This is a genomic window from Brevundimonas sp. P2_A6 (assembly GCF_056404975.1).
Window position 1 is genome coordinate 214,892 of the sequence record NZ_JBFUCZ010000002.1, and the last position, 25,255, is coordinate 240,146.

32 protein-coding genes are annotated in these 25,255 nt (G+C 68.8%); 12 read left to right on the top strand and 20 right to left on the bottom strand.

The genetic code is table 11. From position 1 onward, the window contains the following. Positions 1–24: 24 nt before the first annotated feature. Together AC1DW4_RS06510 and hemC are read right to left on the bottom strand one after the other, a co-directional pair. Positions 25–687: a uroporphyrinogen-III synthase gene (locus AC1DW4_RS06510; protein ID WP_477016437.1), complete on the bottom strand. Its 663-nt coding sequence runs from the start codon at positions 685–687 to the stop codon at positions 25–27. Positions 688–707: 20 nt separating this feature from the next. Next, positions 708–1,661, bottom strand: a complete 954-nt coding sequence (gene hemC / locus AC1DW4_RS06515) for a hydroxymethylbilane synthase (RefSeq protein WP_477016438.1) — start codon at positions 1,659–1,661, stop codon at positions 708–710. A gap of 50 nt (positions 1,662–1,711) precedes the next feature. On the opposite strand from hemC, the gene tsaD reads away from it, so the two are divergent. The 3 genes from tsaD (at position 1,712) to AC1DW4_RS06530 (ending at position 4,305) form a co-directional block, all read left to right on the top strand. Next, positions 1,712–2,836, top strand: a complete 1,125-nt coding sequence (tsaD, locus tag AC1DW4_RS06520) for a tRNA (adenosine(37)-N6)-threonylcarbamoyltransferase complex transferase subunit TsaD (RefSeq protein WP_477016915.1) — start codon at positions 1,712–1,714, stop codon at positions 2,834–2,836. A 99-nt stretch (positions 2,837–2,935) separates the two neighbouring features. Further along, the gene (locus tag AC1DW4_RS06525) at positions 2,936–3,931 is read left to right on the top strand and encodes an NAD(P)H-dependent glycerol-3-phosphate dehydrogenase (protein ID WP_477016439.1); all 996 of its coding nucleotides are present in this window, start codon (positions 2,936–2,938) and stop codon (positions 3,929–3,931) included. Beyond that, positions 3,928–4,305: a Rieske (2Fe-2S) protein gene (locus AC1DW4_RS06530; RefSeq protein WP_477016440.1), complete on the top strand. Its 378-nt coding sequence runs from the start codon at positions 3,928–3,930 to the stop codon at positions 4,303–4,305. The genes AC1DW4_RS06525 and AC1DW4_RS06530 overlap by 4 nt, the downstream gene beginning before the upstream one ends. Here AC1DW4_RS06530 and AC1DW4_RS06535 read toward each other — a convergent pair. The 5 genes from AC1DW4_RS06535 to AC1DW4_RS06555 all read right to left on the bottom strand — a co-directional run bounded on the left by AC1DW4_RS06535 (position 4,302) and on the right by AC1DW4_RS06555 (position 8,986). Then, positions 4,302–4,805, bottom strand: a complete 504-nt coding sequence (locus AC1DW4_RS06535; protein ID WP_477016441.1) for a phasin — start codon at positions 4,803–4,805, stop codon at positions 4,302–4,304. The genes AC1DW4_RS06530 and AC1DW4_RS06535 overlap by 4 nt on opposite strands. Before the next feature lie 24 nt (positions 4,806–4,829). Continuing rightward, positions 4,830–5,582: a creatininase family protein gene (locus AC1DW4_RS06540; RefSeq protein ID WP_477016442.1), complete on the bottom strand. Its 753-nt coding sequence runs from the start codon at positions 5,580–5,582 to the stop codon at positions 4,830–4,832. 100 nt (positions 5,583–5,682) lie between these two features. Next, a complete protein-coding gene (locus AC1DW4_RS06545) occupies positions 5,683–6,279 on the bottom strand; it encodes a TetR/AcrR family transcriptional regulator (RefSeq protein WP_477016443.1) in 597 nt (198 codons plus the stop codon). After that, the gene (locus AC1DW4_RS06550; protein ID WP_477016444.1) at positions 6,279–7,877 is read right to left on the bottom strand and encodes a DHA2 family efflux MFS transporter permease subunit; all 1,599 of its coding nucleotides are present in this window, start codon (positions 7,875–7,877) and stop codon (positions 6,279–6,281) included. Before AC1DW4_RS06550 ends, AC1DW4_RS06545 begins: the two co-directional genes overlap by 1 nt. Beyond that, positions 7,874–8,986, bottom strand: coding sequence for an HlyD family secretion protein (locus AC1DW4_RS06555; RefSeq protein ID WP_477016445.1), 1,113 nt, complete (start codon positions 8,984–8,986; stop codon positions 7,874–7,876). The genes AC1DW4_RS06550 and AC1DW4_RS06555 overlap by 4 nt, the downstream gene beginning before the upstream one ends. A gap of 135 nt (positions 8,987–9,121) precedes the next feature. Here AC1DW4_RS06555 and AC1DW4_RS06560 point away from each other — a divergent pair, with 135 nt between their 5' ends. Then, positions 9,122–10,411 (top strand): flavin monoamine oxidase family protein, encoded by a 1,290-nt coding sequence (locus AC1DW4_RS06560; protein WP_477016446.1) that lies wholly within the window; start codon positions 9,122–9,124, stop codon positions 10,409–10,411. Positions 10,412–10,452: 41 nt separating this feature from the next. Continuing rightward, positions 10,453–11,205, top strand: a complete 753-nt coding sequence (nth, locus tag AC1DW4_RS06565) for an endonuclease III (protein ID WP_477016916.1) — start codon at positions 10,453–10,455, stop codon at positions 11,203–11,205. Here the strand turns inward: nth and AC1DW4_RS06570 are convergent. Beyond that, a complete protein-coding gene (locus tag AC1DW4_RS06570; protein ID WP_477016447.1) occupies positions 11,136–11,942 on the bottom strand; it encodes an ATP-grasp domain-containing protein in 807 nt (268 codons plus the stop codon). The two genes, nth and AC1DW4_RS06570, sit on opposite strands and share 70 nt — an antisense overlap. Before the next feature lie 62 nt (positions 11,943–12,004). After that, a complete protein-coding gene (locus AC1DW4_RS06575) occupies positions 12,005–12,709 on the bottom strand; it encodes a DUF3108 domain-containing protein (protein WP_477016448.1) in 705 nt (234 codons plus the stop codon). Between the two features lie 110 nt (positions 12,710–12,819). Between AC1DW4_RS06575 and AC1DW4_RS06580 the strand changes: the two genes are divergently transcribed. Further along, positions 12,820–13,827, top strand: a complete 1,008-nt coding sequence (locus AC1DW4_RS06580) for an adenosine kinase (protein WP_477016449.1) — start codon at positions 12,820–12,822, stop codon at positions 13,825–13,827. Here AC1DW4_RS06580 and AC1DW4_RS06585 read toward each other — a convergent pair. The 4 genes from AC1DW4_RS06585 to AC1DW4_RS06600 form a co-directional block, all read right to left on the bottom strand. Then, the gene (locus AC1DW4_RS06585; RefSeq protein ID WP_477016450.1) at positions 13,824–14,402 is read right to left on the bottom strand and encodes a Smr/MutS family protein; all 579 of its coding nucleotides are present in this window, start codon (positions 14,400–14,402) and stop codon (positions 13,824–13,826) included. The genes AC1DW4_RS06580 and AC1DW4_RS06585 overlap by 4 nt on opposite strands. 4 nt (positions 14,403–14,406) lie before the next feature. After that, complete coding sequence (locus AC1DW4_RS06590; RefSeq protein WP_477016451.1) at positions 14,407–14,646, bottom strand: helix-turn-helix domain-containing protein; 240 nt, start codon at positions 14,644–14,646, stop codon at positions 14,407–14,409. Positions 14,647–14,760: 114 nt separating this feature from the next. Then, entirely contained in the window at positions 14,761–15,321 is a 561-nt protein-coding gene (locus tag AC1DW4_RS06595; protein ID WP_477016452.1) for a DUF2975 domain-containing protein, read from the bottom strand. A 58-nt stretch (positions 15,322–15,379) separates the two neighbouring features. Then, positions 15,380–15,517, bottom strand: coding sequence for a hypothetical protein (locus AC1DW4_RS06600; protein WP_477016453.1), 138 nt, complete (start codon positions 15,515–15,517; stop codon positions 15,380–15,382). A 490-nt stretch (positions 15,518–16,007) separates the two neighbouring features. Here AC1DW4_RS06600 and rdgB point away from each other — a divergent pair, with 490 nt between their 5' ends. Genes rdgB through AC1DW4_RS06625 form a run of 5 tightly spaced genes read left to right on the top strand, consistent with a single transcriptional unit; the run spans position 16,008 to position 19,931 of the window. Further along, the gene (gene rdgB, locus AC1DW4_RS06605; RefSeq protein ID WP_477016454.1) at positions 16,008–16,610 is read left to right on the top strand and encodes an RdgB/HAM1 family non-canonical purine NTP pyrophosphatase; all 603 of its coding nucleotides are present in this window, start codon (positions 16,008–16,010) and stop codon (positions 16,608–16,610) included. After that, positions 16,603–17,754: a radical SAM family heme chaperone HemW gene (gene hemW / locus AC1DW4_RS06610; protein WP_477016455.1), complete on the top strand. Its 1,152-nt coding sequence runs from the start codon at positions 16,603–16,605 to the stop codon at positions 17,752–17,754. The genes rdgB and hemW overlap by 8 nt, the downstream gene beginning before the upstream one ends. Before the next feature lie 43 nt (positions 17,755–17,797). Next, positions 17,798–18,673 carry a 16S rRNA (cytidine(1402)-2'-O)-methyltransferase gene (rsmI, locus tag AC1DW4_RS06615; protein ID WP_477016456.1) on the top strand — a complete coding sequence of 292 codons (876 nt, stop codon included), beginning with the start codon at positions 17,798–17,800 and terminating at the stop codon, positions 18,671–18,673. Further along, positions 18,670–19,077, top strand: a complete 408-nt coding sequence (locus AC1DW4_RS06620) for a YraN family protein (protein WP_477016457.1) — start codon at positions 18,670–18,672, stop codon at positions 19,075–19,077. Before rsmI ends, AC1DW4_RS06620 begins: the two co-directional genes overlap by 4 nt. Positions 19,078–19,115: 38 nt before the next feature. Beyond that, entirely contained in the window at positions 19,116–19,931 is an 816-nt protein-coding gene (locus AC1DW4_RS06625) for a SirB1 family protein (protein WP_477016458.1), read from the top strand. Positions 19,932–19,935: 4 nt separating this feature from the next. On the opposite strand, the gene AC1DW4_RS06630 is transcribed toward AC1DW4_RS06625, so the two are convergent. From AC1DW4_RS06630 to sdhC, 6 genes are read right to left on the bottom strand one after another with little or no spacing between them, the layout of a single operon-like run. Further along, entirely contained in the window at positions 19,936–20,262 is a 327-nt protein-coding gene (locus AC1DW4_RS06630) for a PilZ domain-containing protein (protein ID WP_477016459.1), read from the bottom strand. A 53-nt stretch (positions 20,263–20,315) separates the two neighbouring features. Beyond that, entirely contained in the window at positions 20,316–20,636 is a 321-nt protein-coding gene (locus tag AC1DW4_RS06635; protein WP_477016460.1) for a 2Fe-2S iron-sulfur cluster-binding protein, read from the bottom strand. A gap of 1 nt (position 20,637) precedes the next feature. Then, the gene (locus AC1DW4_RS06640) at positions 20,638–21,435 is read right to left on the bottom strand and encodes a succinate dehydrogenase iron-sulfur subunit (RefSeq protein WP_477016461.1); all 798 of its coding nucleotides are present in this window, start codon (positions 21,433–21,435) and stop codon (positions 20,638–20,640) included. Between the two features lie 7 nt (positions 21,436–21,442). Beyond that, entirely contained in the window at positions 21,443–23,227 is a 1,785-nt protein-coding gene (gene sdhA / locus AC1DW4_RS06645; RefSeq protein ID WP_477016462.1) for a succinate dehydrogenase flavoprotein subunit, read from the bottom strand. A gap of 6 nt (positions 23,228–23,233) precedes the next feature. Then, on the bottom strand, positions 23,234–23,638 hold the full coding sequence (gene sdhD, locus AC1DW4_RS06650) for a succinate dehydrogenase, hydrophobic membrane anchor protein (protein WP_477016463.1): 405 nt from the start codon (positions 23,636–23,638) through the stop codon (positions 23,234–23,236). Beyond that, positions 23,635–24,069, bottom strand: coding sequence for a succinate dehydrogenase, cytochrome b556 subunit (gene sdhC / locus AC1DW4_RS06655; RefSeq protein ID WP_477016464.1), 435 nt, complete (start codon positions 24,067–24,069; stop codon positions 23,635–23,637). Before sdhC ends, sdhD begins: the two co-directional genes overlap by 4 nt. Positions 24,070–24,281: 212 nt before the next feature. On the opposite strand from sdhC, the gene AC1DW4_RS06660 reads away from it, so the two are divergent. Next, positions 24,282–24,845, top strand: coding sequence for a hypothetical protein (locus AC1DW4_RS06660; protein WP_477016465.1), 564 nt, complete (start codon positions 24,282–24,284; stop codon positions 24,843–24,845). Here the strand turns inward: AC1DW4_RS06660 and AC1DW4_RS06665 are convergent. After that, positions 24,842–25,255: an HIT domain-containing protein gene (locus tag AC1DW4_RS06665; RefSeq protein WP_477016466.1), complete on the bottom strand. Its 414-nt coding sequence runs from the start codon at positions 25,253–25,255 to the stop codon at positions 24,842–24,844. The genes AC1DW4_RS06660 and AC1DW4_RS06665 overlap by 4 nt on opposite strands.

A 25,255-nucleotide genomic window follows, 5' to 3' on the forward strand; every position in this document is an offset into this window, starting at 1 on the left:
GGCGTCGGCGACGGAAGCGGCTCTTTATACGCTGGCCCCCGGCTTGCCAAGCGCTGCGAGGAGGGCGGTTTCGGTGGGGGTGGGGGCCACGCGGATCTCGGCGAACCCCAGGTCGATCAAGGGTGCGGCGGCGGCAGGCGATATGGTGGCGGCGACCCGGCCCGGGACGACGCCGGCCAGGGCCAGGGCGCGGGCGGCACGGGGGGAGTGGACGAGGACCGCGTCCCACGCCGCCGGAGCGCAGGTGCCGGTTTCCAGAGCGCCGTAAATGGCGATGGAGCGGATGGCGGCGGCGTCGCCGACCGCCAGGGTCAGGTCTCCGGCGGGTTCGGCGGCCGAGAGGTGGAGGATCGAGCGGCCGGGGGCTTCGCGCCGGATCAAGTCGGCGAGGGCGGTCAGGTCTCCCGCGGCGGAGCGGACAGCGACGAAGCCGGCCTCTCGCGCGCCCCGGGCCGTGGCGTCTCCGACGGTGAAGACGGGTAAGGACCGCTCCGCCGACCGGGCGGCGAAGGCGGCGACGCCATTGAGGCTGGTGAAGGCGAGGGCCTGAACGCCGGAGAGGTCGAGCGTGACGTCGAGCGGGCGGATTTCGAGCAGGGGCACCACCACGGGCGTGAACCCGAGCGTGGTCAGACGCTCGGCCGTGCGGTCGGCCCCGGGCTGGGCGCGGGTGACCCAGACCCTCACGCGATCCGGCCCTTCACGCCCTAGACCTGAAGCGCCACGCTCTGATCGCCGGCGGCGGCGTGGACCTCGTGGCCCAGGCGCAGGCCCAGGTCGCGGGCCCGGTCCATCAGATGGTCCGGACCGTCCGGCACGGTCATCACGGTCATCTCTCCGGCGCGGCGCCAGCGGGCCGTGCCGTCCGGGGCCAGCATCTCTGTGGTCAGGGTCAGGCGGTCGCCGTCGATATGGGCGTGGGCGCCGACGGCGGTGCGGCAGGAGCCCTCCAGCGCGACCATGGCGCCGCGTTCGGCGGCGACGCACAGGGCGGTGGGGCCGTGGTTCATGGCCTGGACCCAGGCGTGGTCGGTGTCGCCTTCGCGCGTCTGCAGCGCCAGCGCGCCCTGACCGGGCGCGGGCAGGAAGGTGTCGACCGACAGGAGGCTGCGGATCGCATCGGACTTCCCGAACCGGTTCAGGCCCGAGGCGGCCAGCAGGATGGCGTCGAAATCCCCCTCGGCCGCGCGACGCAGGCGGGTGTCGATGTTTCCGCGCAGCATCTCGATCTGCAGGTCGGGACGGAGCGCCAGGGCCTGGGCCTGGCGCCGCAGGGAGGCGGTGCCGAGGCGACCGCCGTGCGGCAGGTGCTCAAGCGCGTCGTAATCGCGGCTGATGAAGGCGTCGCGGGCGTCCTCTCGCTCGGGGATGGCGGCGATGGTCAGGCCGGCGGGCTGTTCGGCCGGCACGTCCTTCATCGAATGGACGGCGATGTCGACGCGACCGTCCAGCAGCGCCTCCTCGATCTCCTTGGTGAACAGGGCCTTGCCGCCGACCTCCATCAGGCGACGGTCCTGGATCTGGTCGCCGGTGGTGACGATCTCGACCAGCACGACCTCTTCGATCGGCAATCCCATGGCTGCGGCGATGGCCCGTTGCATCATTCCCGATTGCGCCAGCGCCAGGGCTGAGCGTCGGGTGCCTATCCGTATCGTGGCCATGCGTGTCCGTTGCGTCGTGTTGTCCGGGTCGCTACCTGAACCCGGTGGAAATCGAGCCCGACCTTAACAGCGAAAACCGCGCCGGAAAGCCGCATTCCGACCTTACTGTTCTCGGTCTCGAGACCAGCTGCGACGAGACGGCGGCCGCGGTGGTGCGTCTGACGCCGGACGGTGAGGCGACCGTGCTGTCGTCGGTGGTGCACAGCCAGATCGACGACCATGCGGCCTTCGGGGGCGTGGTGCCCGAAATCGCGGCCCGCAGCCATGTGGAGATGATCGACGGCGTCGTGCGACGGGCGATGGCCGAGGCGGGTGTCGGCTATGACCGGCTGGACGGCGTCGCCGCGACGGCGGGACCGGGGCTGGTCGGCGGGGTCATGGTGGGTCTGGGGTTCGGCAAGGCCGTGGCTCTGGCGCGGGGCCTGCCGCTGATCGCGGTCAACCATCTGGAGGGTCATGCGGTCTCGGCGCGGCTGGGCGAGCGGGTGGATTATCCGTTTCTGCTGCTGCTGGTCTCGGGCGGACACTGTCAGCTGCTGGAGGTGCGCGGGATCGGCGACATGAGTCGGCTGGGCACGACCATCGACGATGCCGCGGGCGAGGCGTTCGACAAGATCGCCAAGGCGCTGGAGCTGGGGTATCCCGGCGGCCCGGCGCTGGAAAAGGCGGCCGAAGGCGGCGACGGATCGCGGTTCGACCTGCCCAGAGCCCTGCTGGGACGCAAGGACTGCGATTTCTCCTTTTCGGGCCTGAAGACGGCGGCGTCCCGGCTGGCCCAGACCTGCGAGAGCGACCAGGACCGGGCCGATCTGGCCGAAGCGGTGCAGACGGCGATCGCGCGACAGCTTTCGGAACGGTCGGATCGTGCCATGGCCGATTACGCCGAGAAACATGCGCACCGGCTGTTCGTCGTGGCCGGAGGCGTGGCCGCCAACCGGACGGTGCGGCGTGTGCTGGAGGAGACGGCCGCACGGCGTGGGTTCGCCTTCCTGGCGCCGCCCATGGCCTATTGCACCGACAATGCGGCGATGATCGCTCTGGCCGGGGCGGAACGGCTTCAACTGGGGCTGGTTTCGGATATCGATGCGCCCGCCCGTCCGCGATGGCCGCTGGACGAGGCGCGCGCCATGGCCGACCCTGTCCATCCGACCGGGCGCAAGGGCGCGAAGGCCTAGCCTCAAGCAGCCCCATTCCGCGCACGGGGCGTTAGGCTAAGAAGGAACCGCCTGAAGCAGCCGAGCTCCGCGAGCGAGGCGTTAGGCCAAGGAGAATGCATGTTTCGCACCGCAGGGGTCATCGGCGCGGGGGCGTGGGGCACGGCCCTGGCCCTGGTCTGCGCCCGCGCCGGACTGAACGTCGTCCTGCAGGCGCGCGAGCCCGAGGTGGTCGAGAGCATCACGAACCGCCGAATCAACGAGGCCTTCCTGCCCGGCGTCGTGCTGGACGATGCGATCTCGGTGACGGCGGATCTGGCGGGGCTGGCGGAATGCGACCTGGTGCTGGCGGTGCCGCCCGCGCAGTTCATGCGCGGGACCCTGGCCGCCTATGCCCCGCATCACAAGGCGGGCGCGCCGATCGTGCTGTGTTCCAAGGGCATCGAGCGCGGCTCGTTGAAGCTGATGACCGAGGTGCTGGCCGAGACGATCTCCGATGCCCCTGCCGCGGTTCTGTCGGGCCCCAGTTTCGCAGCCGATGTTTCGCGGGGGTTGCCGACCGCGGTTACCCTGGCCTGCGCCGACGCCACACTGGGCGAGACGCTGATGGAGACCCTGTCAGGCCCGGCCTTCCGGCCCTATCTGGCCACCGACCTGATCGGGGCCGAGGTCGGGGGGGCGGTCAAGAATGTCCTGGCCATCGCCTGCGGCCTGTCCGAGGGACGGCGGCTGGGCAAGTCGGCGCATGCGGCGCTGATCACGCGGGGCTTCGCGGAAATGACGCGACTGGGCGTGGCGCTGGGCGGCGAGCCGGCCACCGTGGCGGGTCTTTGCGGCCTGGGCGACCTCGTCCTGACCTGCTCCAGCCCTCAGTCGCGGAACATGAGCCTGGGTCTGGCGCTGGGCGAAGGCCAGACGATCGAACAGGCGCTGGCGGGCAAGCGCTCGGTGGCCGAGGGCTATGAGAGCGCGCCGGCGGTGCGCGACCTGGCGCGCCGCGTCGGCGTCGAAATGCCGATCTGCGAAGCGGTCGCGGCCCTGCTGGCAGGGGAGACGACGGTCGAGGCTCTGATCGAGGCCCTGCTGTCGCGTCCGCTGAAGGCCGAACGGGAATGAGCGAGACGCCGGCGCTGGAGCGAAAGCGGGTCTGGACAACGCCGGCCGGGGTGGCCCTGTGCGCGCTGGACGATATCGCCGAACCGGGATCGCGGGGGTTCGTCCTTCAGATCGGCGAGGCCTATTTCCACGGCTTCGTGGTGCGCAAGGCGGGCGAGGTCGCGGGCTGGGTCGATCGCTGCCCGCACCAGGGGTTTCCGATCGCGATCGAGATGGATCGATATCTGACGCCCGACGGATCGCTGATCCTGTGCGGCTGGCACGGGGCGGTGTTCGAGCCGCTGTCGGGGGCCTGCGTCGGCGGACCGTGCGCGGGCGGAAAGCTGACGCCCTGGCCCGTGCAGGCGGAGGGCGGGATCATCCGGACGGCTTAACGTTTCAGCCTTCTGGCGTTGGCGAGGGCGGCGGTGTGGATGGGTTTCAGCGCATCGGCCTGGGCTTTCAGCAGTTCGGTGTTCAGGGTCAGCATCTGACCGGTCGCGCGGCCCCACCAGGCGACGGCGTAGTTGAACTGTGCGGTCGCGGCGGCCTGGGGCGAGGCGGCGGTCGCCATCTGCGAGGCGGCGCGCTGGGCGTGGGCGACCTCGTCCAGGGCGGACTTCGACACGCGTGCCGCCAGATCGCCCATATCGGCAGCGACGGCGGCAGCCGAGGCGGTCATGGCCTGCATCTTCTCCGTGCTCATCAGCGACATCTCGGCCATGTCGGCCTTCATCGGATTGGCCAGGCCCTCGGCCATGATGGTCAGGCGGGCGGCGATGACGTCGGAGGCCGCACGCAGCATCTCGCCGCCATGGACGGCGTTGTCACCGGCCGAACGGGCATTGCTGGCCGCGTGCTTGCCGTCGCGGATGGTTTTGTCGAGCAGGGTCATGGGGACGGGATTGGGCCGGTTTCGTCAGGCGGGCAAGGGTTCATTAGCGAAGGCGGCGACGTCCTTCAGCAGGGCGGGGATGGCCGCGTCGATGATCCGCCGGCCCTTTTCGGGGCTGGCCTGACCGGGATCCGAGCCGATGCGGCCGTCGGGGAAGCGGGCGCGATAGTCGGCGGCGTCGCGGATGGGGCCGGATGGGGCGATCCTGGGCGAATATTCGGCCGTCTTGATGCGGTCGGGATAGGCGGCCTGGGTCACCGCGATCTCGGACGGGGTGGCGTGCATGCCGTGGCCGGTCGGGAACAGGCCGTTGCAGACGCCCATGACGCCGGGAAGGTCCCACCAGTTCCTGAGCTTCAGCACATAGGGGCACGGTTCGTCGAGGAAGCTCCACTCCGCATAGAGCTCCGAGAACGTCGCCTCGATCGTGGCGACGTTCCCGCCGTGGCCGTTCAGGAAATAGATCCGCTCGAAGCCATGGCGGCTGAGCGAACTGACCCAGTCGGTGATCGCGGCCATGAAGGTCGAGGGACGCAGGGAGATCGTGCCGGCAAAGGCCAGATGGTGCTGGGCCATGCCGATGTTGAAGGTGGGCGCGACGACCAGGCCGTCGTCGGTCTTTTCGGCGGCGTGGGCGATGATCTCGGGGCACAGCCAATCGGTGCCGAGCAGGCCGGTCGGGCCATGTTGCTCGTTCGAGCCGATGGGGATGACGACGGTCTTCGTCGACTTCAGGCGCGCGTCGATCTCGGGCCAGGCGGAAAAGGCGATCAGCATGAAGACGTCCTTGTATGGCGCTATCGCTCGCGCCGCGGGCGCTCGCTGCTTGAGCGCGGCGTGTCACGGGATTCTAGCGCGACGGCGAGGCGTGGAGAAGTCAGACCGCGAAAGCCCGCAGGAAGCGCTGGGCCGTCTCGCGGGCACGGGCCGGGATGTCGATCGGACGGGGCTCGTCGATGCCCAGGATGCCGCGCAGGTGACCGTGGCCCATGGTCATGCCGCTGAACATCTCGGCCGCGCCCTCGGGGTCGGGTACGCGGATCAGGCCCAGCCGGTCCTGCTCGGCCAGCCACAGCGCCAGGCGGCGCAGGCTCTCGCCCGGACCGGCGTGATAGACGGCGTCGGCCAGGTCGGGCGCGTGCGGCGACATCAGGGCCACGCCCCGCATGGAACTTCGGCCGTCGGCGGTGCACAGCTTGTTCAGCATCGCCTCGGCCAGGGCGGTCAGCACGGTCTGGGGATCGCCCCCCGCACGCAGCGGCGCGGTGATCAGGTCCGATCGCCGCTCGGCCAGAGCCCGGCCAATGTCCACCTTGGAGCCGTAGCGGTTGTAGAGCGTCTGTTTCGACACGCCCGCCCGCCGCGCGATCGCGTCCATGGAGGCGGCCCCACCCCTTTCGGCGAACAGGTCCGAAGCGGCGTCCAGAATGGCCTCGGACTTGCGTTCGTCGATCTGGCCGGCGACCCGGGCCATCAGTGGGCGTCCGCCGGCGGCGGCGTGCCGGTGCCGGGCTTCACCGGCTTGGACAACAGGGTGACGCAGGCGGCGAGCGCGCATCCCATGGCCAGAATGGTGAAGGCATCGCCGAAGGCCAGAGTCGTCGCCTGGCGATGCAGGATCCCATACATCGCCTTCATCGCCGCGCCCTCCGGGTCGATCGAACCAGACATGCGCGCGGCGATGCCCGTCAGCATGTCCTGCATGCCGGTGCTGGTCACGCTGATCCGGCTGGTCAGCTCGCCCATGTGAATGGCGGTGTTGGTGGTCAGGGACGTGTTCAGATAGGCCAGGCCGAAGGCGCCGCCGACGTTCCGGAACAGATTCACCAGGCCCGACGCGTTCTTCACCATGTGCGGCGGCATGGTCGACATGGTCACCTGCTGGGCCGCGATCATGGCCAGCATGACACCCGAGCCGCGCAGGGCCTGGACGCCCGCGAACTGCCAGAAGCCCCATTCGGTGGTGACGGCATGCGCCTCCCACATGCCCCAGGCGGCCATCATGAAGCCGCCGAACATCAGGATGCGCAGATCCAGCACGCGCACCAGCCGGCCGGCGAAGGGACCCGTGGCGAACATGGCCAGGCCCGACACGACCATGGTGGTGCCCACCTCGGCCGGCGAATAGTCCCGCACCCGCGCCAGGAACAGCGGAAGCAGGAAGGTGCCGCCGAACAGGGCCGCGCCCACTGTGAAGGTCATGAAGGTGCCGACCAGGAAGTTCCGGTTGTTGAAGGCCCGAAGCTCGACCACCGGATTGTAGTAGCTGAGCGAGCGCCAGACGAACGCAGGGCCGCACAGCGCCGCCACCACCGTCAGCAGCAGGATCTGGTCATCGGCGAACCAGCTGTTCTTGGAACCTTCCTCGAGCACGAACTGCATGCTCATCAGGAAGGTGGCCATCAGGCCCAGGCCCAGCCAGTCGAAGCCCTTTGACAGGCTGGGGTCGCCCTTGTCGAAGTTGGCGTAGCGCCAGACCAGGAAGAAGGACAAAAGGCCGAACGGCACGTTGATGAAGAACAGCCAGCGCCAGCTCAGCGCCTCGGTCAGGTGTCCGCCCAGCGTCGGCCCGATGGTGGGGGCCAGGGTCACGATCAGGCCGATGAAGACCGAGGCGGTGACGCGCTTGGACGGCGGAAAGGCGGTGAAGGCGACCGCGAAGACGGTCGGGATCATGGCCCCGCCGACGAAGCCCTGAATGGCCCGGAACAGGATCATCACCTCGACCGAGGAGGACAATCCGGTCGCCACGCTCATGATGACGAAGCCGCCGCAGCTGATCAGGAAGACCCTCTGGGTGCCCCACAGACGCGACAGGTATCCCGACAGCGGGATCATCACGACCTCGGGAATCAGATAGGCGGTCTGGATCCAGCTGATCTCGTCGGCGGATGCGCCGATGCCGGACTGGATCTGGGGCAGGGAGGCCGAGACGATCTGGATGTCCAGAATGGCCATGAACTGGCCGATCACCATCCCGGCGAACCCCAGGATCAGGAAGGTCCAGTTGACCTTCGGCTCCGCCGTAGCGGGCGCGGCCAGCCGGGCGCCGTCCAATGCGGCGGCGGTCATCGGGCGACCGTGGTTCCGGCGTCGGCAAGCCGCGTGGGCCCCGAAGCGGCCTCTGCGAAGCTGACGCCGCCCGCGCTCTTCAGATCGACCTTGACCTCGACCGACAGGCCGGGGCGAAGCGCGGCGCCGCCGTTGGCGCGCGACACCAGGATGCGGACCGGGACGCGCTGGGTGATCTTGGTGAAGTTGCCGGTTGCGTTCTCGACCGGGATCAGGGCGAACTCGGCACCCGTGGCGGGCGCGAAGCTCTCGATGCGGCCGGTCAGGTCCTGATCGGGGAAGGCGTCGGCCGAGATATGGACGGTCTGGCCCAGACGCAGGCGACCCAGCTGGGTCTCCTTGAAGTTGGCGACGACATAGGTATCGCCCAGCGGCACCAGCGACAGCATCTGGCCGCCGGGACGGACATACTGGCCAGCGCGCACGCCGCGCGCGCCGACGACCCCGGCGACGGGCGCGCGGATGATGGTGCGATCCAGATTGGTGCGGGCCAGCTCGACGGCTGCGCGGGCCTGTTCGACTGCGGCCAGGCTCTGGCTACGGGTCGAGCCGAGCACGCCGGCGGTGCGCTGTTCGGCGACCAGTGCGGCCTGGGCCTCCGCGACGGACGCGGCGGCGGTCTGCGCCCCGGCCCGTTCGGTCTCGATGCGCTGCTGCGACACCCAGCCCTGACTCTGAAGGGTCGAATATCGCTGGACCTGCGCCTGGGCCAGATTGGCCTGGGCGCGGGCCTGGGCGACCCCGGCGGCGCGCGAGGCGATCATGGCCTGTTCCTGGGCCGCGCGCGCATCGACATTGTCGACCGCCGCCAGCAGGGCCGCCAGATTGGCCTCGGCCTGGGCCAGCTTGGCCTTGGCGTCCGCGTCATCCAGCCGCACGAGGACCTGACCCTGCTCGACTCGCTGGTTGTCCGTGACCAGCACCTCGGACACATAGCCGTCGATCTGGGGGCTGACGAGGGTGGTGTCGGCCTGGACGAAGGCGTTGTCGGTGGTTTCCCACCGCTGCTTGTTGGTCCACCACAGACCGCCGCCGATGACCAGACCGACGACCACGACGGCCCCCAGGATCAGAGGCAGGCGTTTCTTGATGCTGGGGGCGAGGGCCATGGAGCGATATCTCTGAACGGACGGACGAAAACGTGTTCGGGGAGGAACGGGCGTAAAATGGACTGTATCGTCCAAAAATCAATAAGCGGTTGTCGTGTTCCGTGAACACGTCATGTTTCCGGGCATTCCAGCCCCATGAGGTCTCCCATCCGCCTGCCATCCTCCATCGACGTCGCCGTGATCGGCGCGGGTCCGGCCGGGCTGTCGACGGCGCGCCGTCTGACGGCCGCCGGGGTCGAATGCGTGGTGCTGGAAGCCCGCGACCGGATTGGCGGGCGGGCGCATACGGTCCAGCGCGAGGGCCATGGCCTGGACCTCGGCTGCGGCTGGCTGCATTCGGCGGACGCGAACGTGCTGGCGGCAAAGGGTCGCGCCCTGGGCTTCACCATCGACGAGACGCCGCCGCCCTGGCGCCAGCAGGCCTTCAACCTGGGCCTGACGCCCGACGAGCAGAAACAGTTCGGAGAGGCCTATGCCGCCTTCGACGAGCGGGTCGCGCGCGCGGCCGAGGGCGGCCAGGACCGCCCGGCCTCGGACCTGTTCGTCCCCGGAGAGCGCTGGAACGGCCGGATGGATGCGATCTCTGGCGCGCTAAACGGGGCGAAGTTCGCCGAGGTCTCGACCCTCGACTACGACGCCTACGAGGACACGGGCGTGAATTGGCGGGTGGTCGAGGGCTACGGCACCCTGGTCGCCGCGCTGGGGGCAGACGTGCCCGTGGTGATGAACTGCCCGGTCGAGCGGATCGACCGGTCGGGGCCCCTGCTGAAGATCGACACGGCGCGCGGGCGGATCGAGGCGAGGGCGGTGATCCTGACCCTGCCGACCTCGGTGATCGCCTCCGAGGCGGTGCGGTTCGATCCGCCCCTGCCCGACCTGATCGAGGCGGCGGCGGGGGCACCCCTGGGGCTGGCGTCCAAGCTGCACATGGCGGTGGACGGGGCCGACGATTTTCCCAAGGACAGCCAGTTGTGGGGCAGGACCGACACGTCCCAGACCGGCGGCTACCACCTGCGCCCCTTCGGCCGGCCGATGATCGAGGGCTATTTCGGCGGTGACCTCGCCTGGGGGCTGGAGGCCGAGGGGCCGGAAGCCTTTTTCGACTTCGCCGCGACCGAACTGGCCGACCTGCTGGGCTCCAGCTTCCGGCGGCGGTTGACCCCGCTGGCGACCTCGATGTGGGGGGCCGAGCCGTTCTCGATGGGGGCCTATTCCCACGTCCTGCCGGGCCAAGGCGATCCCGAGACCGGCGCGCGGGCCCGGCTGCGCCAGCCGATCGAGAACCGCATTTTCATTGCGGGCGAGGCGACGTCGCGGGGCTTCTACGGCACCGCCCACGGGGCCTGGGAAGAGGGGGAGCGCGCGGCGGTAGAGGCGATGACGGCCCTGGGGATCGACCCGCGTCTGTCCGGCGAGGCTGCGTGAAGGCACCCGTCCGCCCGTCCGCCCGAAAGCCCGGCGGCATCATGACCGGCGCGCCGATCCCCGTCTTCGCCTGGCCGCCGGACGAAGACCGGGTCGAAGCCATCTTCGAGCGCCTGGCCAGGGTCATGCCGGAGCCGAAGACCGAACTGACGTTTCAGGACCCCTTCACCCTGGTGGTCGCCGTCGCCCTGTCGGCCCAGGCCACGGACGTATCGGTCAACAAGGCCACCGAAAAGCTGTTCGCCGTCGCCGACACGCCCGCGAAGATGCTGGCGCTGGGAGAGGAGGGGCTGGTCCCCTACATCGCCTCGATCGGCCTGTATCGCGGCAAGGCCCGGAACGTCATCGCCCTGTCCCGGCTCATCCTGGAGCAGCACGGCGGGGTGACGCCGCTGAACCGCGCGGACCTGCAGGCCCTGCCGGGGGTGGGGCGAAAGACGGCCAGCGTGGTGCTGAACGAACTGGGGATCGAGCCCGCCATCGCGGTGGACACCCATGTGTTTCGCGTCTCGCACCGGCTGGGCCTGGCCAACGCCGCGACGGCCGACAAGGTCGAGGACCAGCTGCACAAGATCGTGCCCGAAGCCTTCCTGCCCAAGGCTCACCACTGGCTGATCCTGCACGGCCGCTATGCCTGCACGGCCAGGAAGCCGGACTGCGCCGGGTGCGTGATCTCGGACCTGTGCCCCGCGCGGGGTCTGATGGCCGCGACCGGCGAGGCGGCTCAGCCGTCCAGCCGCGCCCGCACCGCCTCGGCGAAGCGCAAACCCCGGTCGGGGGCTTCGGACAGGTAGAAGTCCGGTTCGATCAGCTCGGCCTCCATCAGCAGCCACTGCCCCGCGTGCTCGACCACGTCGATGCGGGCGTAGAGCAGCGGCTCCTCGATCGCCGTCAGCACACGGTCGGCCAGAGCCAGGGCCTGGACCGGAGGATGGGCGATCACCTCGTAGCGGCCGCCGAACTGGGACTGGATGCGGAAGTCGCCGGGCGCGGCGGTCTTCAGCACGGCGTGGCTCAGCTGTCTGCCGAAGAACAGCAGCGACAGCTCGCCCCCCGTGGCGAGGTCGGGCAGGAAGGGCTGGATCATGGCGGAGCCCTGCGGCGCATCGACCAGAGGTTCGCCGCGACCGATCTTCAACGTCCTCCACGCCCCGCCGGAAACCGTCGGCTTGACGATCAGAGTGTCGGTCGCGAAGCGATCGAAGGCGGCTTCGACCTCGGTCTGGTTGACGCGGTCGGTCCAGGCCGTCGGCGGGATGGCGATGCCCACCGCCTCCAGACGCCGCAGATAGGCCTTGTCGGAGTTCCACCTGAGGACGCTGGCCGGATTGGCCAGACGCACGGCCGCCTCGGCCCAGGTCGTGGTCGCTTCAAGCCACAGATCGTGATGCTGGTGATAGCCCCAGGCCAGCAGCGGCAAGACCAGGGGGTAATCGCACAGCCCCGAACCATCCCGAGCATGATCGGGCCAGGCCATCGGGCGCGTCGTGACCCCCTTCAGCGCCAGGGCGGCGGACAGCCGCTCCAGCACCAGGGGCCAGTGCGGGCCATAGGTGCCGTCGTCGGCGGCGGGGGTCAGGACGGCGATTTCGGTCAGGGCGTGGTTTCCAGCGAGGAGCAGTCCCCGCCCAATACCTGCGACCCCGGCCCGGCGCGATAGCCCAGTTCGCGATTGCCGGATGTCGAAATCAGATAGGTCACACGGCTTTGCTCGTCGGGGCCCGCATCGACCGTCCAGGCCGGGATGTCGCCGTCCGGCGTCCGGACTGTCTCGCGGCCGGTAACGCGGATCGTGAAGGTGCCGAACCCCTTGTCGTATTGCCAGTACGGCAGCGTAAAGGACGCCCCCTCGGCCAGGGGCAGGGCCGCGAAGGTCAGACCGAACAGATTGCCCTCCCACACCGGCCCGGTCAGAGGCACGTCGATGGGGGTGGAGACGCCGTTCTCGATCGTCTCGCCCGTGATCCGCTCGGGGCCATAGGTCGCGCGCACATGCACCTGGCCCTGGCGGGTGTTGACCAGCGAGATCGGACGCAGATCGACCGCGTCCAGCACGAAAGCGTCCTTCATGTCGAAGCGGCCGCCGTTGACGGACTGATGCACGACCACCCTCAGGACCGCTCGCCCATCGATCGTGTCCCGTTCGGTGGTCTGCCAGGTCACGCCGATGGGGGTCGGCGTGCCGTCACGGTTCAGGCTCAGGGTGTAGCATTTGGCCTCCTCGCTCAGCCGCCCACCGTCGGGCAGGGCCGTTGGAAGTGCGGTCTGAAGCGCGAGGGCGGCGACGAGGCTGAGCATGGCGATCTCCTGCGGGGACGCAATGTCTTGCCAGAGGCGACGGGCGGGACAAGTGAACCTTCGGTAACCAGCCTCTGGCGCAGCGACGTTCGGCCCGCTAAGGGGCCGTCATGACCCAGAATGCCTCCACCTATGACGTCTGCGCCGTCGGTAACGCCATCGTCGATGTCCTCAGCCCCTGCGACGACGCCTTCCTGGCTGCGCAATCATTGACGCCGGGCTCGATGCAGCTGGTCGACGAGACCCAGAGCGCGGCCCTGTACGATGCCATGGCGGCGGGGGTGGAGGCCTCGGGCGGTTCGGCCGGCAATACGGTCGCGGGTGTCGGCAGCTACGGCGGGCGTGCGGCCTATGTCGGCAAGGTCGCCCCGGACACCCTGGGCCAGGTTTTCAGCCACGACATCCGGGCGGCGGGTGTTCATTTCGACACCCCGGTGCTGGAAGGCGGCGCGGGAACCGGTCGCTGCCTGATCAACGTCACGCCCGACGGCCAGCGCACCATGTGCACCTTTCTGGGGGCGGCGAACCAGCTGGGGGTCGAGGACATCGACGCCGACCTGATCGGTTCCAGCGCCATCGTCTATCTGGAGGGCTATCTGTTCGACCCGGCCCCGGCCCGCGCGGCGTTCGAAGCCGCCGCCGCCGCCGCGCACAAGGCGGGTCGCAAGGTCGCCATCACCCTGTCGGACACCTTCGTCGTCGCCCGCTGGCGCGCCGAACTGCTGGCCTTCATCGAAACGTCCGCCGACATCGTCCTGGCCAACGAAGGCGAGCTGGCCGCTCTGTTCGAGACGGACGATTTCGACGCCGCGTCTGCAAAGCTCGCGTCCATGGTCGAGATCGCGGCCATCACGCGCGGCGAGCACGGCTCGATGATCCTGTCGGGCGACGACCGGGTGGCTGTCGCCGCCTATCCCGTCGCCAAGGTCGTCGACACAACGGGTGCCGGCGATCAATACGCCGCCGGCTTCCTGCTGGGCGTCGCGCGCGGCCTGACGCTGGAGCAGTCCGGCAAGCTGGGCTCGCTGGCAGCATCGGAAGTCATCGCCCACTGGGGCCCGCGCCCGATGGTCGTGCTGGCCGATCTGGCGACCGAGCATGGCCTCAAACTGAATTAGCGGCGTTTCAGCGTCACATAGATGGCCCCGTCGCCCCCGTGGCGGCGGTGGGCCATGGCGAAGCCGGAGACGATGCCCCTGAGCGCGTGACCCTGCAGCCATTCGTGGATCGAGGCGCGGATGACGCCCCCGCCGCGCCGGCCCTGACCCGTGACCACGAGCACGGCCCGCAGGCCGCGTGCCTGTGATCCCATCAGGAAGGCGCGCAGCTGGTCCTCGGCCTCGAACCGGGAAAAGCCGTGCAGGTCGATGGAGGCCTCGATCGGGTCGCGCTCTCGCGACAGGCGGCGCTGGCGGCGGGGTTCCAGTTCTTCGGGAACAGAACGCGGGGCGGCGGGTGGCGGCTTGGGCGCGGCCGACGGCGTGGTCCGGATCCTCGCCGGAGCCTGCGATCTGGCTGGGGTAAGCGGCTTCGGAGCCTTGATCGTCTCTGGCTTCAGCGGCTCGTCCGGCAGAATGGCGCCGGGTGTCACGCGCGCCGCCTTTCGCGTCCGGGGGGGCGTGACCGTCCCGGAGACCCGGGCCCAGATGCGGCGGTCTTCCAGGGTCAGGTCGGGGGGCGGTCGGCGCGCCACCGGCTCAGTCGTCTTCGCCGTCGGCGTCCGGCTCCGGCGGGCCAGGCTCATAGACCAGCAGGTCCCCCGGCTGACAGTCCAGCTCGCGGCACAGGGCATACAGGGTGGAGAACCGGACCGCCCGCGCCTTGCCGGTCTTCAGGATCGACAGATTGGCCAGGGTGACGCCCACCCGATCGGCCAGCTCGGTCAGCGACATCCGCCGCTCGACCAGGATTTTGTCCAGCTGAACGCGAATCGCCATTCTAGCGGCCCTTCGGAGCGCTGACGCTCGGCCCCCGGTCCGATCTTCGATCGGCCGGAGGACAGGCTCTGCGGTCGCTCGCTGCTCGAGCGCGTTCGGCGTGGGTTGCAGGCATCAGATCGTCAACTCCGCCTCGCGTCTGAGCCGGGCCCCTTCGCGGAACACCTCGGCCAGGACGAAGACCACCAGAACCGAAAAGATCGGCGTCAGAAGTTCGCCCAGGCCTTGAGAATCCATCACGCCGGGGGCCAGCCGCGCGGCGACCATGCCCTGGGCCAGCCACACGCCGGCGGTGACGACCGCCAGGATCAGTCCCACCTGACGCAGGCGGCGGACGTTGTCCGGCTGGAAGGGGTCGCCCAGGGTCAGGGTGCGAAAGATCATCCGCAGATTTCTCAGGATCAGCAGGAAACCGCCGAAATAGGCGGAAAACGCCCCGACGCCGAACAGAACCAGCGCGCGCGTCAACGGTTGCTGGGTGCCGCCGTCGTCATTGGTGAAGGTGATGTTGTACTGGCTGACCGGAATGAACAGCGCCGCCACGAACAGCAGCAAAAGCACGGCCGTGATCAGCATGAGCAGCACATAGGCCACGTCCAGCGCGATCTTCAGCAGGCTGGAGACGGACCCCGGACCCAGGGTCTTGAAGGGCGTCTTGAATGTCTGGAAGGGCATGGCGAACGGCGCGCGAATTCCCGCAGGGGGCGGTTTCGGCAGGCTTCGTTCGGGCCGCTCAGAAGGCATGGGAGAACTCGGCCGGAACGATCAGGGCGCGATGGCCGCGCGGGGTCCGGCGAACCCCGACGCGGTTGTCTTCATCGCGTTCTTCATCACTGGCGTCAAAGCTCTCTTTTTTGAAGAGTGTCGCCAACGCTCGGCTCGCGGAGCCTTGCTGCTGGAGCGACAGAGTTCCGGATTGCTCTGGCCCGGCTCGTGGAGCCACGCTATTCGAGCGACCCGATCGTTCGCAATCGTCGCTCAAGTCGGGAGCGACCGCGTCGCGACCATAGCGACACGTCGTGCTGGCGACCCTTCTTAGAAAGCCTGGACCAGAATGGCGACCAGGGCGGTCGGCAGGGCGGCGAGGAGGGCGGCGTTCACCAGGACGGTGCCGACCTTGTCCATCATCAGCGAGGCGTTCAACGTGTTCATCGTCTTGTTCTTTCGATCCTGAAGCGGGTCATTTGTTGCCCGCATTCCTTAACCACAGGCTTCGATTTGCTCATTTCGACCAAACCGGGGAACGTCGTGGCTGCCGTTCTTGAGATCATAGATAGGACGTGCGTGCCTTCCAGTCACGTTACATATCGTTTAACGATATTAAACTTAGGCAATGAATTGTTACGGCCAGCGGAGTTCGTATGAAGTTGAAGCTTATCAAGGGGATGCGGTTGGTGGCCGCCACCCACAACGCGGGCAAGGCGCGCGAAATCCACGCTCTTCTGGATGGACATTACACGGTGGTCACCGCGACGGAGGTGAATCTGCCCGAACCGGCTGAAACCGAGACCACTTTTGTCGGCAACGCCATGCTGAAGGCGCGTCATGCGGCGGCTTTCTGCGGCGAAGTCTGCCTGGCCGACGATTCCGGCCTGTCGGTCGCGGCGCTGGACGGGGCACCGGGGATATTCTCCGCACGCTGGGGCGGGCCACAAAGGGATTTCAACCTGGCCATGGACAAGATCGAGACGCGGCTGGAGGAACTGGGCGCGCGCGACCGGACCGCCTGGTTCACCTCGGCCCTGGCCGTGGCATGGCCCGACGGACCCTGCGTGGTCGTCGAGGGGCGGGTCGACGGCGTGGTGACCTTTCCACGGCGGGGCGACCGGGGCTTCGGCTATGATCCCATCTTTATTCCCGACGGCTACACGCAGACCTTCGGCGAGATGGAGCCGGAGTTGAAGGACAGCCTCAGCCACCGGACCCGGGCCTTCGAGAAGCTGAAGGCCGCGCTCATTGACTGAGGGTACCGGCCCGGTCGCCGTCTATGTTCACTGGCCGTACTGCGCGCGCATCTGCCCCTATTGCGACTTCAATGTCGTGCGCGACCGGGGTTGGCGCGACGAGCAGGCCGTCCTGGTCGAGGCGATCCTGACCGACCTGTCGGCGCAGGGTGCGCTTCTGGACGGGCGACCCCTGGCCTCGATCTTCTTCGGCGGCGGAACGCCGTCCCTGATGCGGCCCACCGACGTCGCGCGTGTGGTCGAGCGAGCGCGTGGTCTGTTTCCGGGCGGTGGCGAGGTCGAGATCACCCTCGAGGCCAATCCGACCGACGCGGAGGCGGCCCATTTCGCGGCGCTGCGGGACGCGGGCGTCAACCGGCTGTCGCTGGGCGTTCAGTCACTGGACGATGCGGCATTGGGCTTTCTGGGTCGCAATCACTCGGCGGGGGAGGCGCGCCGCGCGATCGAGGTCGCGGGAGCGGTGTTCGGGCGGCTGTCGATCGACCTGATCTATGCCCTGCCGGGACAGACGGTTCGGGTCTGGACCCAGGCGCTGACCGAAGCCGTCGCGATGGGGTTCGAACACGTCTCTCCCTATCAGCTGACCATCGAGGCCACGACCGCCTTCGGGCGGGCCTTGGAGCGCGGCACCCTCGTGCCGCCGGACGAAGACCGGGCGGCGGATCTTTACGAGGCGACACAGGCGGTTCTGGGTGGCGCGGGCTTCGAAGCCTATGAGGTATCCAATCACGCGCGTGGCCTGGCCGCCCGGTCGGCGCACAATCTGCACGTCTGGCGCGGAGGCGACTACGTCGGTGTCGGCCCGGGCGCGCATGGGCGGCTTACACTGGATGGCGTGCGCACCGTGACGGTCGCCGAGCGCAGGATCGGGCCCTATGTCGAGGGCGTCGCCTTGGGCACGCCATGGTCGGAGACGTCGCGTCTGGACGTGCGGGGGGCGGCCGAGGAGCGGGTTCTGCTGGGTCTGCGGACGGTCGAGGGCGTGAGGTTGAGCGATCTGTCCGTTCTGGGTCTGCATGAGGAGCCCGGCCCCGTCGCGGCGCTTGTCGAGGACGGCTTTGTCCAGGTCGCCGATGGCCGGCTGGCGGCGACGGCGCGCGGGCGGCCGGTACTGGACGCGGTGTTGAAAGCCTTGCTGACATGAGGCGGCCATTGCCCCGCATCGCCCCGGCTGGCACGGTCGGACGATGAACGAGCCCAGCCCTTTTCCACCGACCGCCCCGCCGCCCCGGCCGGTGGCGGCGGGGCTGTATCTGGTCTCCACCCCGATCGGAAACCTGCGCGACATGACGCTGCGGGCGCTGGACGTGCTGGCGGCGGCCGATCTGGTGCTGGCCGAGGATACGCGGGTCTCGGCGAAGCTGCTCGGTGCCTATGGGCTGAAGGCGAAGCTGGAACGCTGCGACGACCATGCCTCCGCCCACGCGGCGGAACTGGCCATCCAGCGGATCGGCGAGGGAGCGGTGGTGGCCCTGGTGTCGGACGCGGGCACGCCGGTGATTTCCGACCCCGGCTTCGTCGTGGCGCGCGCGGTGATCGCGGCGGGCTTGCCCGTGTATCCCATCCCCGGGGCGTCCAGCCTGCTGGCGGCGCTGGTCCTGTCCGGACTTCCGGCCGACCGGGTGATGTTCGCGGGTTTCCTGCCGCCCAAGTCGGCGGGTCGGCAGGCGATGCTGGCCGATCTGAAAGGCGCGCGCCAGACCCTGGTCTTCTTCGAGAGCGGACCCCGTCTGAGGGCCAGTCTGACCGACATGGCGGCGGTGCTGGGACCCCGTCCGGCGGCGGTCTGCCGCGAGCTGACCAAACTCTACGAAACCTGCGTGCGGGGCCCGCTGGACGCGCTGGCGAACGATCCGGCGCTGGATGGACCGAAGGGCGAGATCGTCGTGGTCGTCGGACCGGGAGAGACCGAGACCGCCAGCGCCGCCGATGCAGACGCGGCCCTGATCGAGGCGCTGGCGCGCCTGGCTCCCGGCGAAGCGGCGTCGGAGGTGTCGCGCGCGCTCGATCTGCCCCGAAAGGCGCTCTATCGCCGGGCGCTGGAGCTGCAGGGGCGGGGATGAGACCCGTGCGCGTCCGGCGACCGGTCCAGCCCGCGCGCACCGCCTCGGAGCAGCGCCGGAACAGGGGTGGGCGAGCGTTCGCCGAGGGGCATGGAGCGGAATGGATCGCCGCGCTGTGGCTGATGCTGAAGGGCTACCAAATCCTCGGCTTTCGGCTGAAGACCCCCGGCGCAGAGATCGATATCCTGGCCCGCAAGGGCCGCGTGCTGGCCGTGGTGGAGGTCAAGCGCCGCGTGACGCGCGAGGCGGCGCTGACGGCGCTCAGGCCTGCGCAACTGGAGCGACTGCGCGCAGCCGGTCAGGCGGTGTTGCGCCAAAGACCCGGTCTGAAAGGATTGTCGCTGAGGGTCGACACTGTGACGCTGGCGTCCGGGGATATTCCGCGCCATCGTCGAGGCCTGTAGTTCCAAGGGGTTGGGACGCGTCGTCGGGGGACGTCGCCATGACACGAAACGATGCAGAGCGTGTGCTCGCCGAGGCCGGGCTGGCCGAGGACGAGGCGTTTCCGTTGCTTGAGGCCGCGATCGCCTGTGCGATCCACGACTATCCGTTTCGCGATCCGGAACCGGTACGGCGGCTGGCCGAGGCGGCGCGCGAGCGACTGGCCGAGCGGATCTCCGGCGAAAGCCCGGACGACGCCCTGGCCGAGACCATGGCGTCGGACCTGCGATTGAATGGTGACCTGCTGGACTACGACGACTCGTCGAACACCGATGTGATCGCCATCGCGGAGCGGCGTCGGGGTCTCTCGGCCGCCCTGGCGATATTCTATCTGGACGCGGCCCGGGCGACGGGCTTGAAGGCGGCCGGGGTGGACTTCCCCAACCACTTCCTGCTTCGGGTCGAGACCGCGGCCGGACCGGTGGCTCTGGACCCGTTCAGCCAGGGACGGGTCGTGATGCCGTCGGAACTGACCCGGCGGGCGCTGCGGGCCGGGCTGACGCCGCATGTGGCGGATCGACTGGACCTGCTGATGGCCCCCGTGACGGACAAGGAGGCGCTGATCCGCCTGCAGAACGTCCAGTTCAGCCGCGCCATCCGGGCAGAGGACTATATCGGCGCGGAACGATCGGCCGTGCGCCGGGCCCTGCTCGATCCAGAGGATCATCGACCCTGGCTGGATGTCGCGGCCGCTCGTGAAAAACAGGGGGCCTTGACGGGTGCGCTGGATGCCCTGGAAAGGGCGCGGAGCATCTCGGGCCTGGACGGTCCGGTGCATCAGGTCAGCATGGATCGACTGCGGATGCGGCTGAACTGACGGTTCAGCGGGCGCAGGCGCGGACCCAGGCCTGACGCGCCGATGCCAGGCGGGACGGGACCAGACCGCGAACGCTGGTTCCCCGTTCGATCTTCAAGCCGGCCTCGATGCCCTTCTGCCAGGCGACCGTGGCTTCGGACGCCGTCGCGCGAGCCACGTCGACCAGGATGACGTCTCGAGGCAGGGTCGTGGCGCGATCGAGGCGCAACCGCATCCCGCCATCGGACGTGTCGACGATCAAGCACGCCAGTTCGCGGCCTTCGACGATCACGACGCCTGGGGCGCTGACGGGGTTGCGCGCCTGTAGGCGGCGATCCTGGGAACTGGACATGGACACTGTACTGAAACGCGCGAAGGCCGCTCCGGCCTCAAGCCGGTCGGTTGTCAGTGCTGGTTGGCCGGAAGGCGGACGATCAGGCCGTTCAGCCCGTCGCTGACGCGGATCTGGCAGGACAGGCGCGAGTTCGGCTCGACCTCTTCGGCGAAGTCCAGCATGGACTCCTCCATGGCCGAGGCCTTGCCCGCCTTGTCGCGCCAGGCCTCGTCGACATAGACGTGGCAGGTGGCGCAGGCGCAGGCACCGCCGCAGTCCGCGTCGATGCCGGGGACATTGTTGCGCACGGCCCCCTCCATGACGGACAGGCCCGATTTGACCTCAACGACGTGCTCGCGGCCGTCGTGCTCGATGTAGGTGATGCGGGCCAATCTAGGCGGCCTGCTTCTTGCGATCCGGGGCGATCATCAGCTTCTTGGTTTCGGCGATGGCCTTGGCCGGGTTCAGACCCTTGGGGCAGACCTGGGCGCAGTTCATGATGGTGTGGCAGCGGTACAGCTTGAACGGGTCCTCCAGGTCGTCGAGGCGGGCCTGGGTCTTGTCGTCACGGCTGTCGGAAATCCAGCGGTAGGACTGAAGCAGTGCGGCCGGGCCCAGGTATTCCGTCTGGTTCCACCAGTAGCTGGGGCAGGAGGTCGAGCAGCAGGCGCACAGGATGCACTCGTAAAGGCCGTCCAGCCTGGCGCGGTCCTCCGGCGACTGCAGGCGTTCGGTGGTCGGGTCCGGATCATCGGACTGCAAGTAAGGCTTGATCGAGTCGTACTGGGCGTAGAACAGCGTCAGGTCGGTCACCAGGTCCTTGACCACCGGCTGGTGGGGCAACGGATTGATGGCGATGGTCGAGGAGGAGCACTCTTCCCAGCCCTTGGTGCAGGCCAGGGTGTTGCGCCCGTCGATGTTCATGGAGCAGGAGCCGCAGATGCCCTCGCGGCACGAGCGGCGGAAGGCGAGCGTCGGGTCGATGGTCGACTTGATGTGGATCAGGGCGTCCAGCAGCATCGGGCCGTGGTCGTCGGCCGAGACCTCGTAAACATCCCAGCGCGGGTCGGCGTCGACCTCGGGGTCGTAGCGATAGACCTTGTAGGTCTTGACGTTCTTGGCCCCGGCGGGGGCCTTGTGGACCTTGCCGGCCGTGGGCTTGGAGCCCCTGGGGAGGGTGAGCTGGACCATCGGTTCCTCAGTAAACCCGCGCCTTGGGTTTGATGTATTCGATGTCCGAGGACATCGTGTATTCGTGCACCGGGCGGTAGTCGATGACGACGCCCTCGCCCGGCCTCTTCCAGGCCAGGGTGTGCTTCATCCACTCTTCGTCGTGGCGATCGGGGAAGTCCTCGCGGGCGTGGGCGCCGCGGCTTTCCTTGCGGTTGGCGGCGCTTTCGATCGTGACCAGGGCCTGATCGATCAGGTTGTCGTACTCCAGCGTCTCGACCAGGTCGGTGTTCCAGATCATGCCGCGATCGGTGGTCCGGATGTCTGCGCCCCGCGCATGGATGTCGCGCAGCTTGGCCACGCCCTCGTCCAGGGTTTCGCCGGTGCGGAACACCGCCGCGTCGGACTGCATCGCCCGCTGCATCTCGCCGCGCAGCTTGGACGTCGGGGTCGAGCCCGAGGCATGACGGAAGCGGTCGAGCCGGGCCAGGTGAGCTTCCGTGTGGGCGGCGGTCGCGGTCGGGACGGCCGAGGTCTTGTCGACCACCTCGCCGGCCCGAAGACCGGCGGCGCGACCGAACACGACCAGGTCGGTCAGGGAGTTGGAGCCCAGGCGGTTGGCGCCGTGAACGCTGACGCAGGCCGCCTCGCCCACAGCCATCAGGCCGGGGACGACGGTGTCGGCATTGCCGCCGACCTTGGTCAGGACCTCGCCGTGATAGTTCGTGGGGATGCCGCCCATGTTGTAGTGGACGGTCGGGATGACCGGGATCGGCTCCCTGGTCACATCGACGCCGGCGAAGATCTTGGCCGATTCCGAGATGCCCGGCAGGCGTTCGTGCAGCACGGCCGGGTCCAGGTGATCCAGGTGCAGGTTGATGTGGTCCTTGTTCGGACCCACGCCGCGACCCTCGCGGATTTCCATGGTCATGGAGCGGCTGACGACGTCGCGCGACGCCAGATCCTTGGCCGAGGGGGCGTAGCGTTCCATGAACCGCTCGCCTTCGGAGTTGGTCAGATAGCCGCCCTCGCCCCGCGCGCCCTCGGTGATCAGGCAGCCGGCGCCGTAGATGCCGGTCGGGTGGAACTGGACGAACTCCATGTCCTGCAGCGGGAGGCCCGCGCGCAGGACCATGGCGTTGCCGTCGCCGGTGCAGGTGTGGGCGGAGGTGGCGGAGAAATAGGCGCGGCCGTAGCCGCCGGTCGCCAGGATCACGAGCTTGGCGTTGAAGCGGTGCAGGGTGCCGTCGTCCAGCTTCCAGGCGGTGACGCCCTGGCAGGCCCCGTCGTTCATGATCAGGTCGAGGGCGAAATACTCGATGAAGAACTCGACCTCGCGCCGGACCGACTGGCCATACAGGGTGTGCAGGATGGCGTGGCCCGTGCGGTCGGCGGCGGCGCAGGTGCGCTGGACCGGGCCCTCGCCATAGTTTCTGGTCATGCCGCCGAAGGCGCGCTGATAGATCTTGCCCTCGTCCGTGCGCGAAAACGGCACGCCCCAGTGTTCCAGCTCGTAGACGGCCTTGGGGGCTTCGCGGACCAGATATTCGATGGCGTCCTGGTCGCCCAGCCAGTCCGACCCCTTGACGGTGTCGTACATATGCCAGCGCCAGTCGTCCTCGCCCATGTTGCCGAGCGATGCGGAAATGCCGCCCTGCGCCGCCACGGTGTGGGAACGGGTCGGAAAGACCTTGGTCACGCAGGCGACCTTCAGCCCTTGCTGGGCGGCACCGAGCGCGGCGCGAAGGCCGGAGCCCCCGGCGCCGACGACGACGACGTCATAGGCGTGATCGACGAATTCGTAGGAAGCCATCAGTCGTCAGATCCCGAAACCGGCCGGCAGCGGCGCCGACCCCAGCGCCAGCCGCACGATGAAGAAAACGCTCGCCGCCGCCGCTGCGAGACAGATCAGGTTCACCAGGCCGATCAGCAAGGCCTTGGTGCCTGCGACATGGATGTAGTCCTCGATGATCACCTTCCACGCCAGGCTGGAATAACCGAAGACGATCAGGGCGGTGGCGGCCAGCAGGCCGGCGTTCACCGGGCTGGCGAACCACTGCAGGACGGCGTCATAGCCCTGGCCAGACAGAGTGAAGGCCGTCGAGGCGACCCAGACGCCCAGCGGCATCAGGGCGGCCAGCAGGATCTTCTCCAGCGTCCACTCGCCGGCGCCGTGCCGTTCGGAAACGCGGACGCCGTTCCGGTATTGGGCGGGATGGCTCACAGCGAAATCCTTCCCGAGGCGAACAGGGCGGCAAAGAAGGCGATCGCCAGCGGGATGGGCGCATAGACAGCGATGTTGGACAGCAGGTCGGCCGACTTGATCGTCAGACCGCGCCCCGTGTCATTGATCAGGTGGCGCCCGCCGTTCAGCAGTAGGGAGAACAGCACGACCGTCAGGCCGAAACCGATGAACAGTCCCAGGGGCGATCCGGCGAAGGCCAGCGTCGTCGCATAGGCCTCGGGCCCGAACGCCAGCGTCCCCAGCCACCCTACGGCGATCAGGGCCCCGACGCTGATGGCCCCGATGGTGAACCGGAACAGAATCGAGGCCGTCATGGTGATATGCCAGCGCCAGGTCTGCAGGTGCGGCGAAAGCGGACGGGGGCGGCCGTTGGGCTGGATCACGATCCGATCCGGCGGAGCGTTCGACATGCGGAGGGTTCTCAAAAACCAGGAAGGTCGAGCAGAAGCGCGATGGGCCATGGCTTTAAGGACCGGCGGGGGCGGGGTCAACGCGATGCTGCGCTGCAAACAGCCGCACAGGCGACCTCTTCGCCAACGGAGCGGGAACCGATCACGATTTCGCGTGTTGACCGTAAAGGCTGGCCACGCGCGCCGACTGGAGACAGTCTGCGGGGATGTTGGTGATCGCCCTGTTTTCCCTCGCCCTTTCTCCGCTTCAGGACAGCGCCGTGGCCTATGGCGCGCAGGTCTATGCGCCGCCGGTGGTCAGGCCGTTCGAGCCGCCGTCCAACTTCGGGCGCATCATGGCCGAGGGTGACGGAGGTGGCGACGTGACGCGGCGTCCGATCGTTCGACCGGTCGCCGTCGAGGCCTATCGCGGTAGCTACGAATACGCGCCGAGCACGGCCGAGGACGCGTACAACCGCGGGGTGGCCCAGGCCGAACGCAGCATGGATGCGCGGATGGGTCCGCTGGATGGAGTGTGGCGGGTCAGGGACGCTTCCGGCAACACGCTGATCTCCCTGGCGCTGACGGATTCCGGGAGCGGGCGACCGCTGGAGGGCGCCTGGCGCAAGGACGGTGGCGCGGCCGAACTGGGCGTGATCGAGCAGGTCGAGCGTTCGGACGCGGGCGTGATCCTGTCCTGGTCGCAGGGCCGGCTGATGCTGCGGCCCGGCGGTCCGGGCTGGACCGGGGAGCTCACGCTGGATGGGCGTGCCGTCCCGGTCACGATCTCGCGCTAGCCCAGGCCCAGGCTCTCGATCGCGGCCCGGAGCCGGGCCGCGTAGGGATCCGAGGGTCCTCGCCCCCAGACAGGGTCAGGCCAAAGCCCGTCGTCACGACGGCGGCCGACCACATGGACATGCAGCTGGGCCGTGACATTGCCGATGGCCGCGACGTTCAACTTTTCGACGGGCCGACCCGTCGCCTGGCCGAGGGCGCGCACCCGGGAACCTGCCGCGACGATCTCGGCCATCAGACGCACCCGGTCCGCTTCCGAAAGATCGTCCAGTTCCGTCGCGTCGACGGCGCGCGGGATCAGGATCAGCCAGGGAAAGCGGGCATCGTCCTGCAGCCGGACGTGGCACAGGTCCCAGTCGGCGACGAAGACAGACCCGGCCGCGAAGGCCGGGTCGACGGTGAAACGGCCCAC

What these genes read in the sequence shown, in the direction of transcription:
- AC1DW4_RS06560 (WP_477016446.1), top strand. Translation starts at nt 9,122, where the DNA reads ATGAGGTCTCCCATCCGCCTGCCATCCTCCATCGACGTCGCCGTGATC.
- AC1DW4_RS06550 (WP_477016444.1), bottom strand. Translation starts at nt 7,877, where the DNA reads ATGACCGCCGCCGCATTGGACGGCGCCCGGCTGGCCGCGCCCGCTACG.
- AC1DW4_RS06620 (WP_477016457.1), top strand. Translation starts at nt 18,670, where the DNA reads ATGAGACCCGTGCGCGTCCGGCGACCGGTCCAGCCCGCGCGCACCGCC.
- AC1DW4_RS06625 (WP_477016458.1), top strand. Translation starts at nt 19,116, where the DNA reads ATGACACGAAACGATGCAGAGCGTGTGCTCGCCGAGGCCGGGCTGGCC.
- sdhA (WP_477016462.1), bottom strand. Translation starts at nt 23,227, where the DNA reads ATGGCTTCCTACGAATTCGTCGATCACGCCTATGACGTCGTCGTCGTC.
- sdhC (WP_477016464.1), bottom strand. Translation starts at nt 24,069, where the DNA reads ATGTCGAACGCTCCGCCGGATCGGATCGTGATCCAGCCCAACGGCCGC.
- hemC (WP_477016438.1), bottom strand. Translation starts at nt 1,661, where the DNA reads ATGGCCACGATACGGATAGGCACCCGACGCTCAGCCCTGGCGCTGGCG.
- AC1DW4_RS06535 (WP_477016441.1), bottom strand. Translation starts at nt 4,805, where the DNA reads ATGACCCTGCTCGACAAAACCATCCGCGACGGCAAGCACGCGGCCAGC.
- AC1DW4_RS06580 (WP_477016449.1), top strand. Translation starts at nt 12,820, where the DNA reads ATGACCCAGAATGCCTCCACCTATGACGTCTGCGCCGTCGGTAACGCC.
- AC1DW4_RS06575 (WP_477016448.1), bottom strand. Translation starts at nt 12,709, where the DNA reads ATGCTCAGCCTCGTCGCCGCCCTCGCGCTTCAGACCGCACTTCCAACG.
- AC1DW4_RS06540 (WP_477016442.1), bottom strand. Translation starts at nt 5,582, where the DNA reads ATGCTGATCGCCTTTTCCGCCTGGCCCGAGATCGACGCGCGCCTGAAG.
- rsmI (WP_477016456.1), top strand. Translation starts at nt 17,798, where the DNA reads ATGAACGAGCCCAGCCCTTTTCCACCGACCGCCCCGCCGCCCCGGCCG.
- AC1DW4_RS06525 (WP_477016439.1), top strand. Translation starts at nt 2,936, where the DNA reads ATGTTTCGCACCGCAGGGGTCATCGGCGCGGGGGCGTGGGGCACGGCC.
- AC1DW4_RS06590 (WP_477016451.1), bottom strand. Translation starts at nt 14,646, where the DNA reads ATGGCGATTCGCGTTCAGCTGGACAAAATCCTGGTCGAGCGGCGGATG.
- nth (WP_477016916.1), top strand. Translation starts at nt 10,453, where the DNA reads ATGACCGGCGCGCCGATCCCCGTCTTCGCCTGGCCGCCGGACGAAGAC.
- AC1DW4_RS06595 (WP_477016452.1), bottom strand. Translation starts at nt 15,321, where the DNA reads ATGCCCTTCCAGACATTCAAGACGCCCTTCAAGACCCTGGGTCCGGGG.
- AC1DW4_RS06630 (WP_477016459.1), bottom strand. Translation starts at nt 20,262, where the DNA reads ATGTCCAGTTCCCAGGATCGCCGCCTACAGGCGCGCAACCCCGTCAGC.
- AC1DW4_RS06640 (WP_477016461.1), bottom strand. Translation starts at nt 21,435, where the DNA reads ATGGTCCAGCTCACCCTCCCCAGGGGCTCCAAGCCCACGGCCGGCAAG.
- AC1DW4_RS06545 (WP_477016443.1), bottom strand. Translation starts at nt 6,279, where the DNA reads ATGGCCCGGGTCGCCGGCCAGATCGACGAACGCAAGTCCGAGGCCATT.
- rdgB (WP_477016454.1), top strand. Translation starts at nt 16,008, where the DNA reads ATGAAGTTGAAGCTTATCAAGGGGATGCGGTTGGTGGCCGCCACCCAC.
- AC1DW4_RS06530 (WP_477016440.1), top strand. Translation starts at nt 3,928, where the DNA reads ATGAGCGAGACGCCGGCGCTGGAGCGAAAGCGGGTCTGGACAACGCCG.
- AC1DW4_RS06555 (WP_477016445.1), bottom strand. Translation starts at nt 8,986, where the DNA reads ATGGCCCTCGCCCCCAGCATCAAGAAACGCCTGCCTCTGATCCTGGGG.